12 protein-coding genes are annotated in these 16,265 nt (G+C 38.4%); 5 read left to right on the top strand and 7 right to left on the bottom strand.

Annotation, left to right across the window (positions count from 1 at the left end; translation table 11 throughout):
• Positions 1–66 precede the first annotated feature (66 nt).
• Genes ACPF64_RS12580 through ACPF64_RS12555 form a run of 6 tightly spaced genes read right to left on the bottom strand, consistent with a single transcriptional unit; the run spans position 67 to position 9,565 of the window.
• The gene (locus ACPF64_RS12580) at positions 67–1,800 is read right to left on the bottom strand and encodes an ABC transporter ATP-binding protein (RefSeq protein WP_426453619.1); all 1,734 of its coding nucleotides are present in this window, start codon (positions 1,798–1,800) and stop codon (positions 67–69) included.
• A gap of 13 nt (positions 1,801–1,813) precedes the next feature.
• Positions 1,814–2,956 (bottom strand): ABC transporter permease, encoded by a 1,143-nt coding sequence (locus ACPF64_RS12575; RefSeq protein ID WP_426453617.1) that lies wholly within the window; start codon positions 2,954–2,956, stop codon positions 1,814–1,816.
• Positions 2,957–2,963: 7 nt separating this feature from the next.
• Positions 2,964–3,902, bottom strand: a complete 939-nt coding sequence (locus ACPF64_RS12570; protein ID WP_003651522.1) for an ABC transporter permease — start codon at positions 3,900–3,902, stop codon at positions 2,964–2,966.
• Between the two features lie 12 nt (positions 3,903–3,914).
• On the bottom strand, positions 3,915–5,927 hold the full coding sequence (locus tag ACPF64_RS12565; protein ID WP_426456145.1) for a M3 family metallopeptidase: 2,013 nt from the start codon (positions 5,925–5,927) through the stop codon (positions 3,915–3,917).
• A 20-nt stretch (positions 5,928–5,947) separates the two neighbouring features.
• On the bottom strand, positions 5,948–7,768 hold the full coding sequence (locus tag ACPF64_RS12560) for an ABC transporter substrate-binding protein (protein WP_426453615.1): 1,821 nt from the start codon (positions 7,766–7,768) through the stop codon (positions 5,948–5,950).
• Between the two features lie 18 nt (positions 7,769–7,786).
• Positions 7,787–9,565: an ABC transporter substrate-binding protein gene (locus ACPF64_RS12555; protein ID WP_426453613.1), complete on the bottom strand. Its 1,779-nt coding sequence runs from the start codon at positions 9,563–9,565 to the stop codon at positions 7,787–7,789.
• Between the two features lie 781 nt (positions 9,566–10,346).
• On the opposite strand from ACPF64_RS12555, the gene ACPF64_RS12550 reads away from it, so the two are divergent.
• The 5 genes from ACPF64_RS12550 to ACPF64_RS12530 all read left to right on the top strand — a co-directional run bounded on the left by ACPF64_RS12550 (position 10,347) and on the right by ACPF64_RS12530 (position 15,660).
• A complete protein-coding gene (locus ACPF64_RS12550; RefSeq protein ID WP_198078615.1) occupies positions 10,347–13,043 on the top strand; it encodes a TonB-dependent receptor in 2,697 nt (898 codons plus the stop codon).
• A gap of 110 nt (positions 13,044–13,153) precedes the next feature.
• A complete protein-coding gene (locus ACPF64_RS12545; protein ID WP_426453610.1) occupies positions 13,154–13,870 on the top strand; it encodes an energy transducer TonB in 717 nt (238 codons plus the stop codon).
• A 40-nt stretch (positions 13,871–13,910) separates the two neighbouring features.
• On the top strand, positions 13,911–14,789 hold the full coding sequence (locus ACPF64_RS12540; protein ID WP_426453608.1) for a MotA/TolQ/ExbB proton channel family protein: 879 nt from the start codon (positions 13,911–13,913) through the stop codon (positions 14,787–14,789).
• 15 nt (positions 14,790–14,804) lie between these two features.
• Positions 14,805–15,227 carry an ExbD/TolR family protein gene (locus ACPF64_RS12535; protein ID WP_056479653.1) on the top strand — a complete coding sequence of 141 codons (423 nt, stop codon included), beginning with the start codon at positions 14,805–14,807 and terminating at the stop codon, positions 15,225–15,227.
• Between the two features lie 19 nt (positions 15,228–15,246).
• Positions 15,247–15,660 carry an ExbD/TolR family protein gene (locus ACPF64_RS12530; protein ID WP_080026957.1) on the top strand — a complete coding sequence of 138 codons (414 nt, stop codon included), beginning with the start codon at positions 15,247–15,249 and terminating at the stop codon, positions 15,658–15,660.
• A gap of 52 nt (positions 15,661–15,712) precedes the next feature.
• Here the strand turns inward: ACPF64_RS12530 and ACPF64_RS12525 are convergent, their stop codons facing one another.
• On the bottom strand, positions 15,713–16,177 hold the full coding sequence (locus tag ACPF64_RS12525; protein ID WP_426453605.1) for a GNAT family N-acetyltransferase: 465 nt from the start codon (positions 16,175–16,177) through the stop codon (positions 15,713–15,715).
• Positions 16,178–16,265 lie beyond the last annotated feature (88 nt).

Here is a 16,265-nt window from a genome sequence, read left to right as displayed (position 1 = left end):
AAGCATTTACGCGATAAACCAAATAAAAAGGCACTTGAAAGTGCCTTTAACGACATAACTTTACGCTTATGAAACGTGGTGAATCCCTTGAGGAATAGCTTGTAAAAGTCGTTTGGTATAATCATGTTGAGGATGCGCATAGAGCTCATCCGAATTGGCAATTTCAACAACTTCACCATGATTCATGACCATGACCTGATCAGATATATATTTCACAACCGATAAATCATGGGAAATAAAGATATAACTGAGTCCAAACTCATCTTGTAAGTCTTGTAATAAGTTAAGTACCTGTGCTTGAACCGAAACGTCTAGTGCTGAAACAGATTCATCACAAATCAAAATTTCAGGCTTTAGCGTTAAACATCGTGCAATCGCAATACGCTGACGTTGTCCCCCAGAAAACTCGTGTGGATAGCGATAATAAGCTTGCTCAGGTAAATTCACTCGCTCAAGTAATCCAAGTGCAATTTGTTTACGCTCAGCATCATCTTTACCAATACCATGAATTTGCATGGGTTCTAATAAAATCTGCCCAACTGTAAAGCGTGGATTAAGAGAAGCATATGGGTTTTGAAAGATAATCTGGATTTTCCGTTGATATTTAGCAAACTCTTTCTCAGTTAATGAAAGAATATCTTTTCCTTCAATGAAAGCTTGCCCACCTGAAGCTTCATGTAACCGCATGAGTAGTAGCCCAACGGTTGTTTTACCTGAACCGGATTCACCGACTAAACCTAAAGTTTTTCCTTTAGCAAGTTTAAAAGAAACTCCTTTTACGGCTTGAAACTCTTCTTTGCCAAATAATCCTTTACGACTATAAAAGCTTTTTTTCAGATCTTTTACTTCTAAAATAATTTGCTCATCACCATTTAAGCCACGTTTGCGCTGCGGAATTTCTGAAGCATCAAAACTTTTCTCAACCAAGATATCATCTTCTTGGCACATAAAATCACTGGTCACAGGCAATCGATAAGGACGCTGTGATATTTGTGGACGACAGTAAAGTAATGCTCGGGTATATACATCTTTAGGCTGTTCCAAAACCTGTTCAGCAGCGCCTTGCTCTCTAATTTCACCATGACGCATCACAATGACTTTATCTGCAATTTCACCGACCAGTGCCAAATCGTGGGTAATAAAAAGCATCGACATTTGGCGGCGCTTACGCAACGATTCGAGTAAATCAATAATCTGCTTTTGAATTGTGACATCAAGTGCAGTAGTGGGCTCATCGGCAATCAGTAGTTTAGGCTCACAAGCAATCGCCATTGCAATCATGACACGTTGCTGTTGACCACCCGAAAGTTGATTTGGATAGGCATCAATTTTAATTTCAGGTGAAGGAATACCTACTTCTTTAAGTAATTCTAAAACGCGTTGTCGGGCTTGTTTACGGTTCAACCCCATATGCAAACACAACACTTCTGCAATTTGATTACCAACTGTAAAAACTGGGTTTAAAGATGACATCGGTTCCTGAAAAATCATGGCAATATCTTTACCACAGATTTTCCGCATATCTTTACGAGACAAACTGAGTAAGTCTTTGCCTTCAAATATAATTTTACTTTGTTCATCAATTTTGCTTTGCCCTACAGGCAGTAATCCCATAGTTGCCAAAGAAGTTACCGATTTACCACTACCCGATTCACCGACTAAAGCAACCGTAGTATTTGCTGGAATATCAAAAGAAATTCCTTTTACGGTTTCAATATATTGCTTATCTTCACCTTTAAAACTTACTCGTAAATTTTTAACATGTAGTAACGGCGCATTCTCATATTCTTGTTCTATCATTTGGACCTTCCTCTTATTTTAGCTTTGGGTCTAACGCATCACGAAGTGCATCAGTAAACATTGAGAATGCCGTAACCAAAACAGCCATTGCGACAGAGGCTGCGACTAGCTGCCACCATTTACCTAAAAGAAGTTCACTTTGCGCTTCATTTAACATGCTCCCCCAAGACACCACACCTACTGGTACACCGAAACCTAAGAAACTCAAAATGACTTCAGATTTAATGAAAGAAACCACTAAAATCGACATTTGGACTAAAGCGATATGGCTGACATTAGGAAAAATATGAATGAACATACGGCGGAAGTGACCAACGCCAATTGCTTTAGCTGCAAGAACGTATTCACGTGCAGTATGTTTCATATATTCAGCACGAATTAAGCGATAAACGCCTGTCCAACCCGTTAAACCTAAAATCAGAACAATAGATAAAATGCCTTTTTGTTGAAGCACGGCAGCAATAGCAAGCACTAATAATAAATATGGAATTGAGGTAAAAATGTTATAAAACCAGTTGAGAATATCATCCACCCAACCACCAAAATATCCTGAAATTGCACCTAAAAGTGTACCAATGCCTACCGCAAGTAAAGCCGATATCACCCCAACAATAATTGAAGTTTCAGCCCCCTTAATTGTTTTCTTTAAAACGTCTTGTCCCCACTTATCAGCGCCAAACACAAGTGTGCTTTTAAGCTCTACTTGCTGGTCTAATAAATGTCCGCCAAGTTGCTGATCGATCGCTTTCATATCATCGGCTAATGGGTCAACTACACCATAGTAATCAATCGCGTCCCCAGAACTCTTGCTTTGCTTAATCTGCTCATTCAGTTCTTTTATGACATCTTTTAATGGATCGACTGGATTTTCTGGTAATTCCTCGTCAACCGCCGCTGCATTTTGTCCAGCATCTGTGGTCTTATCTGCACCTATAAATGTGGGAGGTGCGTAGCTCACTGCAACTTCTTTATTCCAATCAGATGCAATCACACCCGTCATTGATAGAATCAAGATAATAAAATAAAGCAATACAATCGCTAGTGATGACATCGCGATTTTGTCAGCCCGAAGACGTCGCATGGCAAGTTTCCACAGGCCAGATGAAGGAGTTTCGGCTTTTGTTTGTTCTTTTCTTTTTGATAAAACGCTCAGCATAGCCCACCTACTTCAACTGTACACGTGGATCAACCACTTTGTAGACCAAATCGGCAATCAGGTTAAAAATCATAGTTGCTGCGGCGATGTATACTGTAATTGCCTTAATAACAGGGAAATCACTTCGTTCAACTGCAATAATGACCTCTCGACCAATACCGGGAATACCAAAAAAACGTTCAATTAAAAATGCGCCTATGAGTAATGCAGGTAAAGTTGACATCACGTCGGTAATAATAGGAATTGAAGCGTTACGCAGTACATGTACACCTAAAATTCGGCTTTCACCTACACCTTTAGCACGTGCTGTTCGAACATAGTCCTGATTAATTTCATCAAGCACAAAACTACGATACAAACGTAAGGTTGGTGCAATACTCACAACTAACATGATTAAAATTGGAAGTAAGGCAAATTTAAATAAATTCTCGGTAAAGGTGTCACTCCAGCCTTGTACAGGGAACCAACTGAGCTGATAAGCTAAAACATATTGAAAAACAATAATGTAAACTAAAATACTAATTGACATAGCAATGGTACATAGCATCATGACCATACGGTCGGTTAGAGAGCCTCGTACCGCTGCAACAGCCAATGCCAAAATAATTGAAATAACGGTTTGTAAAATAGTGAGCGGAATTAAAAGCGTTAACGATGGCCCTAATCGGGTTAAAATAATTTGGGAAACAGGTTCGCCAGTACTCCAACTCGCACCATAGTCAAAAGTCAGAATCTGCTTAATGAAAATCCAGAGTTGAACGTAATACGGCTGATCGACACCTAGCTGTTTACGAATGTTTTCGATCTGCTCAGGATTAGACATCTTGCCTGCTAAAATATAGGCAGGATCTCCACCGACCCAGTTAAAAAGAATAAAAATAAGTAAGACGACTCCCAACATGGTTGGAATCATCTGCCATAAACGCCGAATAACATATGCCAGCATAGTGATAATTCCTTATTTAACCCGTTGTCCGGTAATTTCATTAAAGAACGCTTTATTGTCAGGCTCACGACCGAGAAAATCTTTCACTAGTTCAGCTGCTGGTTTTTGGCTACCTTGCGATAAAATCGTTTGACGGTAACGTTGCCCTACTTGCGGATTATTGAGGTTATCCCCATATGCAGAAAGCATGTCTAAAGCCAAAACTTCAGACCACATATAGCCGTAATAACCTGCTTGATACCCGCCCATCAAATGCCCAAACTGACCTGGAAATTCAGTTGTTGGTACATAACCTAAGGCTGTAGCGGCTTCCTTTTTTTGCCAAGTTTCTAAAGGTTTTACTTTTAAAGCATCAGCGCTATGAAGGGCCATATCATACTGGGCATAGAGAGTTTGACGTGCATAACGCAAACCACGTCCATAGTTATGCACCGCTTTTAAACGTGCAATTAACTCATCATCAACACGTGGACATGCTGGATCACAATAATCGGCAACTTTAGATAAGGTTTCTTTACGGCGCGCCCACTCTTCATACATTTGAGAAGGCGCTTCTACAAAATCACGTTCTACAGATGTTCCTGACTGACTGGCATAACGTGTATTTGACAAAATGCCATGCAAGGCATGACCAAACTCATGAACAAAAGTTTCTAGCTCATCACTATTTAAACCTTTGCGGTTAAAATTGGTGACCAATGCTGAAACTGGTAAGCGGTTGGTTAAAGTACTGCCACCATAAACTCCCCAAACCGCGGCATGACCATATTTCCCCTCACGAGGGAATTTATCCATATACAGACCACCCAAAAGCTTTCCTGTCTTTTTATCAACTACATCGTAATATTCAACTTCATCCTGCCATGCTTTTACTTTGACAGGTTTAAAGTCAATACCGTAAAGGTCAGATGAAATAGCAAACAACCACTTTTGAGCAGCTAAAGTTGGGAAATAATCACGAAGTTTTTCCTGATCAATCTGATATTTACTCTTACGAAGTTTTTCACTCCAGTAAGCTTCACTCCAACGTGTGATCTCGGTTTTATCTAATGGTGTTTTTAAAGTTTGCGCTTTAAATGCTCGGAGTTCTTCGACTTCTTTACGTTCAAGGGGTGCTACTGTTTTTTGTACGTCTGCCAAAAACTGGTTTACAGCATCAGGGGTTTTAGCCATACGATCTTTTAAAACCCAATCCGCATAACTTGCTTTTCCAAACAATTGTGCCAACTCATAACGTAAATCTACTGCCTGTTTGAGTAGTTTTAAATTTTGCTCAGTACCACGTCTTGTAAAAGCAATCTGATATCTTTTTCGGGCATCATCGTTATCTGCCAACTCCATAAATGGCCGATATTCTGGATATTCAAAACCAACCAAATAATTTCCTTTCGCATTCTTTTTCAAACCTGAAATATAACTTTCTGGTAAACCCTTCATCTCTTCAGGAGTAAACTCAAGTTTTTCAGGGTTATCACGAACGTTTCGGGCATATTCTTGTTCTAATTTAGTCAATTCATCTAGAATAGCTTTCATTCTTACGCGTTTTGCAGGTTCAAGTTGAACACCTGTATCTTCAAATTGGCTCAAAATATCTTGACGATATTTTTTATCAACAGGGTCCGTTGCTTGTGTATTTTTAATTAAGTTATATAGCTTGGGATTTTGAAACATATCAGTGTGAAATTGATTAATTTTGATTTCACAATCTTCGGCTGCCTTACGCAACTTTGCATCTGGGTCTACGTTACTATATAAACTTATCGGACCTGAAAAATCTTCAAAATGAGCAAAAATTTTATCCCATTTTGCCAAAATAGGTGCCGCTGCCGCGTTAGCATTAACAGGTGTTTTCTCAAAGTCTGTAATCTGTTGCTGAATTTTTTTTAAATTAGAATCACACCATGTTGGAAGCTGCTTTGCTTTAAGTAGTGGCAATGTACTACGAGTTGTTTCAGCTGAAGCATATTGGTTTATACCTATAGCCAGCATACATAACGTTGTCATTTTTAGTGTTTTATTCTTCATCATATCTCCAGATTTTTCATTTAATGATTAGATTTAGTATTTGTATCAATATCAAAGTACATCCACTCAGCATGTAAAATTGGATGCTTTTTATAGCCAATGACACACGGCTGGGCCAACATATTTCGGTAGCGGGCATAGGACATCTGCACAGGCATATAGACTTCTAACAAACGCGTCATTTTTCGATAAAGTGCATCTCGTTCAGGACCTGATTGCATTTGTTGCGTCTGACGATACAACTGGTCAAACTCTGGAGTCGAGCCACAAGACCAGTTCGTCATATGCGTATTGGGACCATAAAAATTCTGCATAAAATTATCCCCATCCGGATAATCGGCTATCCATGCAGACGCACCAAACATACCTTCACACTGTTTTTGCGCTCGAATGAGGTCTGCAAAAAGCATTGGTTTAAACACCATTCGAATATTCAGACTATCAAAGTTTTTTTTCCAAAGCTCAGCGCTTTGTTGACCAATACTGTCACTACGAGCCATATATTCAATGACAAGGGGCTTCCCATTTGGTTGAGTGCGCCAACCTGATGCATCTTTTTTATAGTGATATCTATCTAATAGTAAATTTGCTGCTTTCACCGAATATGGCGTACTGGTTCTATACTGAGGGTCATATCCCACTACACCGGGTGGAACTGGAAAATGTAGACGCTCGGCATCATCATTTCTTACTAATTTAATTTCTTGATCTAGCGAGCGAGACATTGCAATTGCACGGCGTAAAGCAATTTTTTCTTTACTCATTCCCCCTACGACTGGATTTTTAAGGTTCCAATAAATATAGCTAATTTCAGGATCAACAATACGAGATAAATGCACACCTTCTTTGGCAAGCTCAGGTCTTAATTTACCGTCTTTAATCGCCTTCGCGACCAATTGCCCTTCAAGCTGAAATATATCAATCTCACCACGCTGAAATGCCAGCCATCGTGATTGGTTTTCTTCCATAACCTGAATATCGATTGTGCTTATTTGAGGCATTTTTTTACCTTTAAGGCGTTTTACAATTGCCCCATCCTCAGGGCTACTGGCTGCAAAGTTCCAAGTAAAGCCGCGATAATCGGGATTCGCTTTTAGAACAATGCGCGAAGCTGGCACCCACTTGCTCAGTACATAAGGGCCTGTACCTACAGGATGTCCCATGACAAAACCAGCTTTATCCTTATATTTTTCTATTACTTCACGTGCTACTGCACCTGTCGGGTCATGTGCCAGTAATAAAGGAAAGTTATAATCTGGTTTAACTAATCGGATCACTAAGGTATATCTATCTGGTGTTTGTAAACCACTTACCTTTTGGTCATAGTTAAATTTTCCAGTTTTATTGGCTGCATTTATTAATGCATCCATACCTTCGATTTTGTTCTCTAACAACCAGCTATTGGGAGAACGTAAATTCGGATCCAATAAGCGCTTAAAAGAATAAGCATAATCATTGGCTGTTAATTCTCGTGGTTTACCTTTAAAAACAGGGTCCGGTGTAAAATAAATACCTTTTTGAATGTGAATGGTATAGGTCAGACCATCGGCACTGACTTGTGGCATAGTCGTAGCAATATGAGGAACTAATTTTGCGGGCCTTGCTAAATAGTCATACGTATATAAAGTTTCAAATATTGAAGTGGTTACATGCGCCGAATATAAATCATGGATATAAGCTGGGTCGAAACCTGTTTCAGCTGTCGGGAATACATAACGTAAAACTTTATTTGGGTCGGCTGGGCTTTTCGCAAAAATACTTGTAGATCCAGTTAATGCCATGCTGGCAAGTAACAAACCGACACCACAATGCTTGAGCTGTTTTATTAAATTTTCAGTCATATTTATCTTTATCTAAAATTATTTTTTAACAGGAGTAATATCAAGATATTGCCAGTTTGTATTCATCATCGGGTGAGGTTTAAACCCCTGAACTTGCGGCTGTATCAACCAATTACGAATTCGAGTTACATGAATAATCCACGGATTATCAGCCTCAATCTGGCGGTTAAGCTTTTCATAATATGGAAGACGTTGTTGGGGGGGTAAATGAGTGGCTTGATTATAAAGAGCATCGTATGTTTTAGACTGGTAACAAGCATGGTTTCCTTGCCCAGCGTTTGGACCATAAAGTAATTGTGCAAAATTTTCTCCTTCAGGATAGTCAGCAATCCATGCTCCACTCCAAATCATATATTTACATTGAGTTGCAGCTTTTAAGTTATCTGCAAAGTTACTCACCTTGAAGTCAGCGCGAATGCCAATGGCATCCAGATTTTTTTTCCAGAGTTCAGAATGAATAACCGATGCTGAGCTATTTTCATTATTAATTTTTAAAACCAAAGGTTTCCCGTTTGGTAAGTTTCGGTAACCATCAGCCCCTTTTTTATAACCATAATGATCAAGTAGTTTATTGGCTAATAGCGGATTGTATCCTACGCTACTTCTGTACTTCGGGTTATATCCATTTACACCTTCAGGTATAAACATTTCTGCTCTAACCGCTTGCCCTTTGTAAGCCTGTCTTATACTTTCTTTTTGATCATATGCCAAAGTAATTGCTCGACGAAGAGCTATCTTGTCTGGGCTAAAACCGCCAATCACCGGATCACGCATGTTCATCATCGTATAGGTAATTTCAGGTTCTTTATTAGAGAAATGCTTAATTCCTTTTTTTTGAAAAGATGCTTTAAGTTGTCCCTTATCTAAAGCTTGAGGAACTGCATTCGCAGTAAGTCTATCAAAATCCAATTGACCAGACTGAAAAGCTAACCATCGAGACTGTTGTTCTTCAATAATACTGACTACAACTTTACCAATTTGCGGCATTTTCTTACCGCTCATTTCTTTAACAAGCTGGTTATCCCACGGCGTTCCTGTTGACTTAAAGTTCCACACGAAACCCCGATAATCAGGATTGGCAACCAGCTCGACCTTACTTCTTGGAACATATTTACTTAACATGTAAGGTCCAGTACCTACTGGATGCATGCCAATACGATCACCATAATAATCAACAACCTCCTTAGCAACACCACCAAATGCAATATAGGCAAGAATATAAGGAAAATTATAATCTTGACGTGTCAAAGTGAATTGTAGAGTATATCGATCAAGCGCTTTAAGCCCTGCAATTGGCGCAGCATAATCAAACTTTCCAGTTTTCTTTGCTTGAGCTACAACTGCGTCGGCACCTAACAATTTCCCATCAATAAATGAAACAGAAGGTGCCCTATTTTCAGGATCTAGAATGCGTTTAATTGAATAAACATAGTCTTCGGCTACCAATTCACGGCGTTTGCCTTTAAAAGCAGGGTCATTGGTGAAGTAAATACCTGGTTTAATTTTAAATGTATAAACTTTACCGTCTTGTTCAACTTTAGGCAGGCTTTCAGCCGTATAAGGAACTAACTGCACAGGACGAGCTAAATAATCATATTTGAGTAAAGGCTCGAAAATAGCTTCTGCAATACTGCCACTATAAAAATTGGTGGTTTTAACCATGTCAAAACCATCATCAGGCGCTTCATAAGCAACATGTAATATTTTGTTTGGTTGTGCAGGCGTTTGGGCGAAAGCACAAGAAACTGATGTAATAGCCAGACTTAAAATGGCGAGCTTAAAAATTTTTAATTTCAAGTTCCTACCTACTTAATTAATATTTTAAAGATATTATCTTTTGAGTAACATCTAAATCCGCATAAGAAAAGTTCTTTCTCAACGGACTACTTTCTTCTTTTTAAATTACTAACCGTTTTATTCAATCTTTTATTTGATCAAATGGAAAAAGCTAACAATAAAATTAGAAAGCTGTAACTATCTAATATAAAGCGAATTTCATGCCATATTTTATGATCAAAAATAATCCATATAAAAATATTTAAAATTTACATTTTAATTAGGCACTTAAAACTTCTGGGACTATATAAATAAAAGTAAGTTTATGCCAAATATTATATTTATATAACGTATCCATCATTAACCTATAATGCACAATTAAAAGTCATAAATGTTTCATTCTAGTTCAGGAAAAATCGTTATTTTTCACAAAAAATAACATATTAACACTTTGATTTATAAATATAAGTATATGAAATTATCATAATGTTACGTTATATAATTACATTTAATAAAGTTCTAAAAAGATACAGAAATCGATATCTAATACATGAAGATTCAAACAATGATTATTTTTTATACAAATAAATTTGAAACTTTTCGCCAACTCATTATTTTTTTCCAAATAGAAAAATAATTTGTTTAATTCCACCCTCTGAATTACAGCCTCAACCATAATAAAATCAATATTTATCAATATTTTGCATAAACTAAAAAAAGAAAAATATATAGTTGGCACTTGCTTTGCTTAAACACTTTTCAGCAATATCGCTAACTACAACAAAAAGGGATCAAATCCACGATGAAAAAAAAATACAATGTTCGATCTCAGGTAACCCCCAAGATCGGCAAAACAATTCTTAAATTAAGCACCCTTAGTTTAAGCATGATGTGTCTTACCCTGGCACAAGCAGCAGAAACCGAACCATCATCAACATCTGAAGACAAACCGGTCAAAGTTGTAAAAGTTGCTGTGACAGGCTCATCAATTAAAGGAGTTGCAGCTCAAAGTGCCTCACCCATTACTATCGTAAAAGTTGATGAAATCTTAAAACAAGGGGTAACCACAACTGAAGAGGCTTTAGCAAAAATTAGTGCAAACCAATCGAACTTTGTGACTGCAAGTAATGTTGGTGCAAGTAGGACGGCAGGTTCAGCAGCGAACCTTAGAGCCTTAGGTGCCAATAAAACACTTGTTTTACTGAATGGTCGTCGGTTGGCTGCAAATGCATATGATAGCGGCGTCACAAACTTAAATATTATTCCACTCGCAATGTTAGACCGGATTGAGGTTTTACGTGATGGTGCTTCTTCCATTTATGGAACAGATGCAATTGGTGGGGTAATTAACTTTATTACTAAAAAACAGTTTACGGGCCTTAATCTAACCGCAGGTTATCAAAAACCAGAAGAAAAAGGCGGAGAACAGCAAGATTACAGCATCTTTGGCGGCTTCGGTGATTTAGATGAAAATGGCTATAACGTTTTTGGTGTGGTGGACTATCGCAAAGGCGATGATGTCATGGCCAAAGACCGTAAAGTTAGTCGGCGTGGAGGCATATTACCTGAATTAGGTATAGAAAAAGCCAGTAGTGGCTCATTTCCCGCCAATGTTCCGGGCTTGAGTAACCCATATGCATCCACAGGTTGCGGTGATAATCCTCTTGTTATGACGAGTCAGGATGGGAAAAGTTGTCTATATAACAGCCAAGCTGTGATTGGAATTGTTCCAAAAACAGAAGATATATCTGTAATGGGACATGCCACTTTTAAACTGAATGATAATTTCAACGCGATTGCAGAATACTTATACGCAAGAAGTGAAATTACTACTTCAGTAGCGCCAGATGTATTTTTTGATCTGACGCTTGACCCTAGCAGTAAATATTATCCAGGAAATGGCATAACTCCAGCTTTAGCAGGCGCTACTGGAACTATCCCACTATATCTGCGTTCACAATCAGGTAACCGTATAAGTAACAGTATTAACCAATCTCATAGATTGTTTGCTGGTATTGAGGGTGAAACTCATGGTTGGGATATTAATTCAGGCGTTACCTATGCGCATAGTAGTGCATCGGATGCTACCGTAAGTGGTTATTTAAACTTTGACAAAACACAAGAAGCTTTAAACAATGGTATTTTAAACCCATTCGGACCACAAAACCCTGAAGATGCTAATGTATGGAATGAGTTAGGAGTTGAAGGTAAATACTTAAAAGCCAACCTAGATACAACTACCGTTGATTTCACTGCAAGCCGCCCTATATTTAAATTACCAGCTGGAGACGTAGGTTTTGCAATTGGAGCAAGCTATCGCTATGAAGATTGGACCACAAAAGTCATTGATGATGTTGCACGAGTCGCGCCTAGTACAGGGGTCGATCCGGATGAGCCAGTAAATACTGGCGATCGTAATATTAAATCGGTATTTACCGAATTTCACATTCCTCTTCATAAAACTTTAGAAGCTCAAATTGCTGCTCGTTATGATGACTACAATGATTTTGGCGATACGTTTAATCCCAAATTTGCACTTCGTTGGGAACCTATTAAACAGTTAATGTTCCGCACAACTTATAGTACTGGCTTCAGAGCTCCAACACTTTGGGAAGTGAATGGACCAAATTCAGTAACCAATACAGGTGGATACTATTATGATCCCGTACTCTGCCCAGGAGGTGACTTAAAAACAGGTGGTGTAAAAGAGCGTGATTGTAATATGCAATTCGACAGACAAAATGGGGGGAATAAAACGCTAGATCCTGAAGAATCAAAGTCTTTTACTGCAGGCTTAGTATTTGAACCAATTAAAAATTTAGCTTTCACTCTTGATTACTTCAATATCGAAGTAGACAAGCAAATTGCTACACTTTCAGAAACTGCTATTTTTGACGATCCAGTGAAATATGCAGACAAATTTGTACGTAACCCTGATGGCTCATTAGATTATATTATTACAACACAACAAAATTTAGGGGGAATTAAAACCTCAGGTTTTGATGTCGGCTTAAGTTGGGTTTCTCCAATGACTGCTACAGGTCGATTCGGTTTCAACATTGATGGTACATATATAACAGACTACAAATATCAAGCCGAACCAGATGGGGACTGGAAAAGTGTTGCCGGCACTTATAGTGGTCTAGACTACCAAGCTATTATTCTTCGCTGGAAACATACTGCAAACCTAAATTGGAATTATGAAAACTGGGCTTTAAACCTCCAACAAAACTTCTCTCGCGGTTATCAAGATCAAAATTCAACTTCTTCTGTTAAGGATGGTTATAGAAATCACAAGGTAAGCGACTATACAACATACAATATTTCAGGCACTTATAAAGGCTTTAAAAATCTAGAAGTGACCGCTGGTATCAAAAATATTTTTGATGAAGACCCTCCTGCTTCAAATGTTGGCGACAACTTCCAAATGGGATATGACCCACGTTATGCAGATCCTTTAGGACGTACTTACTTTGTAAGAGGTACATATAAGTTCTAAATGGTTGTTCTGCAAATGTAACTCTCAACAGTTAGTTTGCAGAACAAATACTCATTCTTAGCCAAACAGTCATTTTAAAAAATTGTTTGTCTACAGTTTCAGGAGTAATTATGGGCATGACTTTTACAGACATAGAAAATAAATCTGCAAAGCGCCTTATTGGTATTGCCGCAGTACTTTTTCTGCATCTTATTGTTGCCTATATTCTGATGTCAGGTTTAGCAAACAATATTCAAAAACCAGCAGAAAAACCTGTGGAATTACAAATTATTCAAGATATTAAACCACCTCCTCCACCTAAACCAGAGGAGCCAAAACCTAAGGAAAAACCGCCTGAGCCACCTAAAATGGTAGAAAAAGTAGCCAAAGTACCCGAGCCAGTGAAACAGGTCGAAAAAGCGACACCTGTACAAAAAGTGACTCCAGTAGCTCAACCGACTAAAGTTGCCCCAACTCCAACTGCTGCACCTAGTACTCCATCACCTAGCCCAGTAGCAGCACCTGCTCCAGTGGCTGCTGCTGCAACACCTGCTCCAAAACCTACGGGTGTAACTCGCGGTGTTTCGGTGGGTTCTGCTGGCTGTGAAAAACCGGAATATCCACGCGAAGCGCTTATGAATGAAGAGCAAGGTACGGTGCGTATACGTGTTTTGGTTGATACTTCTGGCAAAGTCATTGATGCCAAAGTCAAAAAAACGAGTGGCAGCAAAATTTTAGATAAGGCGGCAACTAAAGCTTACAGCTTATGTACGTTCAAACCAGCAATGAAAGATGGCGTGCCTCAGCAAGACTGGTATGAAATTGAATATCCATTCGTAATTGAATAAACAACTGAATTAGCAAGAAATTAAAAATATTGGAGATAATATGATGAAAAAACCAACTCAACACCTAGTACGCTTCGCTTCTGCAAGTTTAATCGCAGCATGCTCTTTACTTCCATTAAGCTCGGTTTTTGCAGAAGAAACTAATACTCCAGTTGCAACAGCAACCGCTGAGACAACTTCAAATGCTGCAATTCCTACTCCACCACCAAAGCCAGCAACAAGTGAAACTGTTAAAAATCCTTATGGCCTAGAAGCGCTTTGGCGTGAGGGAGATTTAGTTGCTAAATCTACTTTATTTATATTAGTACTCATGTCGATTGGTACGTGGTACATCATTATTTCTAAATTCTTACAGCAAGCTAAAGTAAAGCGCCAAGGTAAAGAAGCAGAGAAAAGTTTTTGGGAAGCAACTTCACTAGATAATGCAGCCGACAATCTAGAGCAAAGCAGTGCATATCGCTTTATTGCAGAAAAAGGCATTAATTCAACCAAATCACACGGCGGCTCTTTACTTGAACGTATTGACTTTAATACATGGGTAAGCATTTCAATTCAACGCGCAATTGAAAAAATACAAAATCACTTAGGTGGTGGTTTAGCTTTCTTGGCAACAGTTGGATCAACGGCGCCATTTGTGGGTCTTTTTGGTACGGTTTGGGGAATTTATCACGCATTAACAGCTATCGGCATTTCAGGTCAGGCATCTATTGATAAAGTTGCTGGTCCTGTCGGTGAAGCTTTAATTATGACAGCTATTGGTCTTGCAGTCGCAGTACCTGCTGTACTTGGTTACAACTGGCTAACTCGCCGTAATAAAGCAGTTATGGAAAATGTCCGTTCGTTTGGTTCAGATTTGCATGCGGTTTTATTAAGCGGAGAAATTAATACCAATAACTCCATTAACCGCAGCATTAAATAATCAGGAGTAAACATTATGGGTATGAGTGTTGGCTCTGAAGATGATGATGAAATGATTGGCACAATTAACACGACGCCTCTCGTTGATGTCATGTTGGTTTTACTTATTATTTTTCTTATTACGATACCGGTAGTTACACATACGGTTCCTGTGAAACTGCCAGAAGAAAAAAATACTCCGTACGCAACCACGCCTGAAAATATTCAACTTTCTGTAAACAAGAAAGGAGATATTTTTTGGAACGAAAGTTATGTGCCTAACAAAGAAATATTGTTATCAAAACTCCAAGCAGTTGCACAAAAAAGACCTCAGCCAGAGGTACACATTCGTGGAGATCAGCTTACCCATTTTGAGGCAATAGATCAGGTGATTAGCACCACCAAACAAGCCGGTATTGGCAAAATTGCCTTTGTTACTAGCCCTCCAGCCTCCCCGTAATTAACTTAAGGAGAATTTTATGGGTATGAATGTCGGCTCAAATAATGATGATGACGTGATGTTAGAAGTCAACATGACACCTCTTATTGATGTCATGCTGGTACTCATTATTATGTTTATTATTACCATACCTGCGCCAAACAACGCGATTAATATTAATTTGCCAAATGGCACACCGCCACCAACAAATGAAAAGCCACCTGAAGTCATTGATGTTCGCATTGATTCAGCAGGCAAAGTATTTTGGAATAACCAACAGGTTTCAGACCGCACCGCACTAGAGACTTTATTTCAAGGTGTTGTTGCCAAAAAAGATCAAGACCAGATCAAACTTAAACCTGACCAAATGGCTGAATATAAAAACGTTGCAATGGTCATGGCTACAGCACAGCGTTTAGGTGTCACTAAAATTGGAATTGTGAGCAGTAACTAATATTGCTTTTAAATCTATTTAATTCTATTAACTCCTACGCTAACTTGAATCTTCAGTTAGCGTTTTTTTGAAGGGAAATATTCAACTCTAAAATAATATCTCCACACTCATCATGTTCTCCAGTTTCTATAAAACCTATTTTTTTATAAAGTTTATTAGCAAAGTGATTAGATGATTTATACATCGTTCGAATGCGTTTAGCTCCTTTTGTGAATATTTCATCAATCGCCATTTGCAAAGCTGCGGTACCATAACCTTTGGCTTGATTATTTGCATCAATCATAAAGCGAAACAACCAAAACAATGTCTCATCAGGTGGATCAATTTCGACACAATACATTAAGAAACCAACGACTTCATTATCAAAACAGATCACTCGTGGACAGTAATGTTCTTCCACTTTAGACTCAGCAATAGAATATACATTTGGTGCAACATAGTCTTTTTGAGATTCATCCAATGATAATCTTGCACATTGAATCCAATTCTTTCGATTGAGATTTTTTAAATTAATCAAACTTAAAACCTTTTAGCTATAAATCTACTTTCTATAAGCACAAAATATACCGAAAATAAAAAAGCCTCCGAAGAGGCTTTTTTTATGA

Origin of the sequence: Acinetobacter sp. KB005, from assembly GCF_049949095.1 — a bacterium.
In the GTDB taxonomy this organism is placed as follows: Bacteria; Pseudomonadota; Gammaproteobacteria; order Pseudomonadales; family Moraxellaceae; genus Acinetobacter; species Acinetobacter calcoaceticus.
This window is presented reverse-complemented; position numbering and strand designations above follow the sequence as displayed.

What these genes read in the sequence shown, in the direction of transcription:
- ACPF64_RS12560 (WP_426453615.1), bottom strand. Translation starts at nt 7,768, where the DNA reads ATGACTGAAAATTTAATAAAACAGCTCAAGCATTGTGGTGTCGGTTTG.
- ACPF64_RS12550 (WP_198078615.1), top strand. Translation starts at nt 10,347, where the DNA reads ATGAAAAAAAAATACAATGTTCGATCTCAGGTAACCCCCAAGATCGGC.
- ACPF64_RS12540 (WP_426453608.1), top strand. Translation starts at nt 13,911, where the DNA reads ATGATGAAAAAACCAACTCAACACCTAGTACGCTTCGCTTCTGCAAGT.
- ACPF64_RS12575 (WP_426453617.1), bottom strand. Translation starts at nt 2,956, where the DNA reads ATGCTGAGCGTTTTATCAAAAAGAAAAGAACAAACAAAAGCCGAAACT.
- ACPF64_RS12545 (WP_426453610.1), top strand. Translation starts at nt 13,154, where the DNA reads ATGGGCATGACTTTTACAGACATAGAAAATAAATCTGCAAAGCGCCTT.
- ACPF64_RS12530 (WP_080026957.1), top strand. Translation starts at nt 15,247, where the DNA reads ATGGGTATGAATGTCGGCTCAAATAATGATGATGACGTGATGTTAGAA.
- ACPF64_RS12535 (WP_056479653.1), top strand. Translation starts at nt 14,805, where the DNA reads ATGGGTATGAGTGTTGGCTCTGAAGATGATGATGAAATGATTGGCACA.
- ACPF64_RS12580 (WP_426453619.1), bottom strand. Translation starts at nt 1,800, where the DNA reads ATGATAGAACAAGAATATGAGAATGCGCCGTTACTACATGTTAAAAAT.
- ACPF64_RS12565 (WP_426456145.1), bottom strand. Translation starts at nt 5,927, where the DNA reads ATGAAGAATAAAACACTAAAAATGACAACGTTATGTATGCTGGCTATA.
- ACPF64_RS12570 (WP_003651522.1), bottom strand. Translation starts at nt 3,902, where the DNA reads ATGCTGGCATATGTTATTCGGCGTTTATGGCAGATGATTCCAACCATG.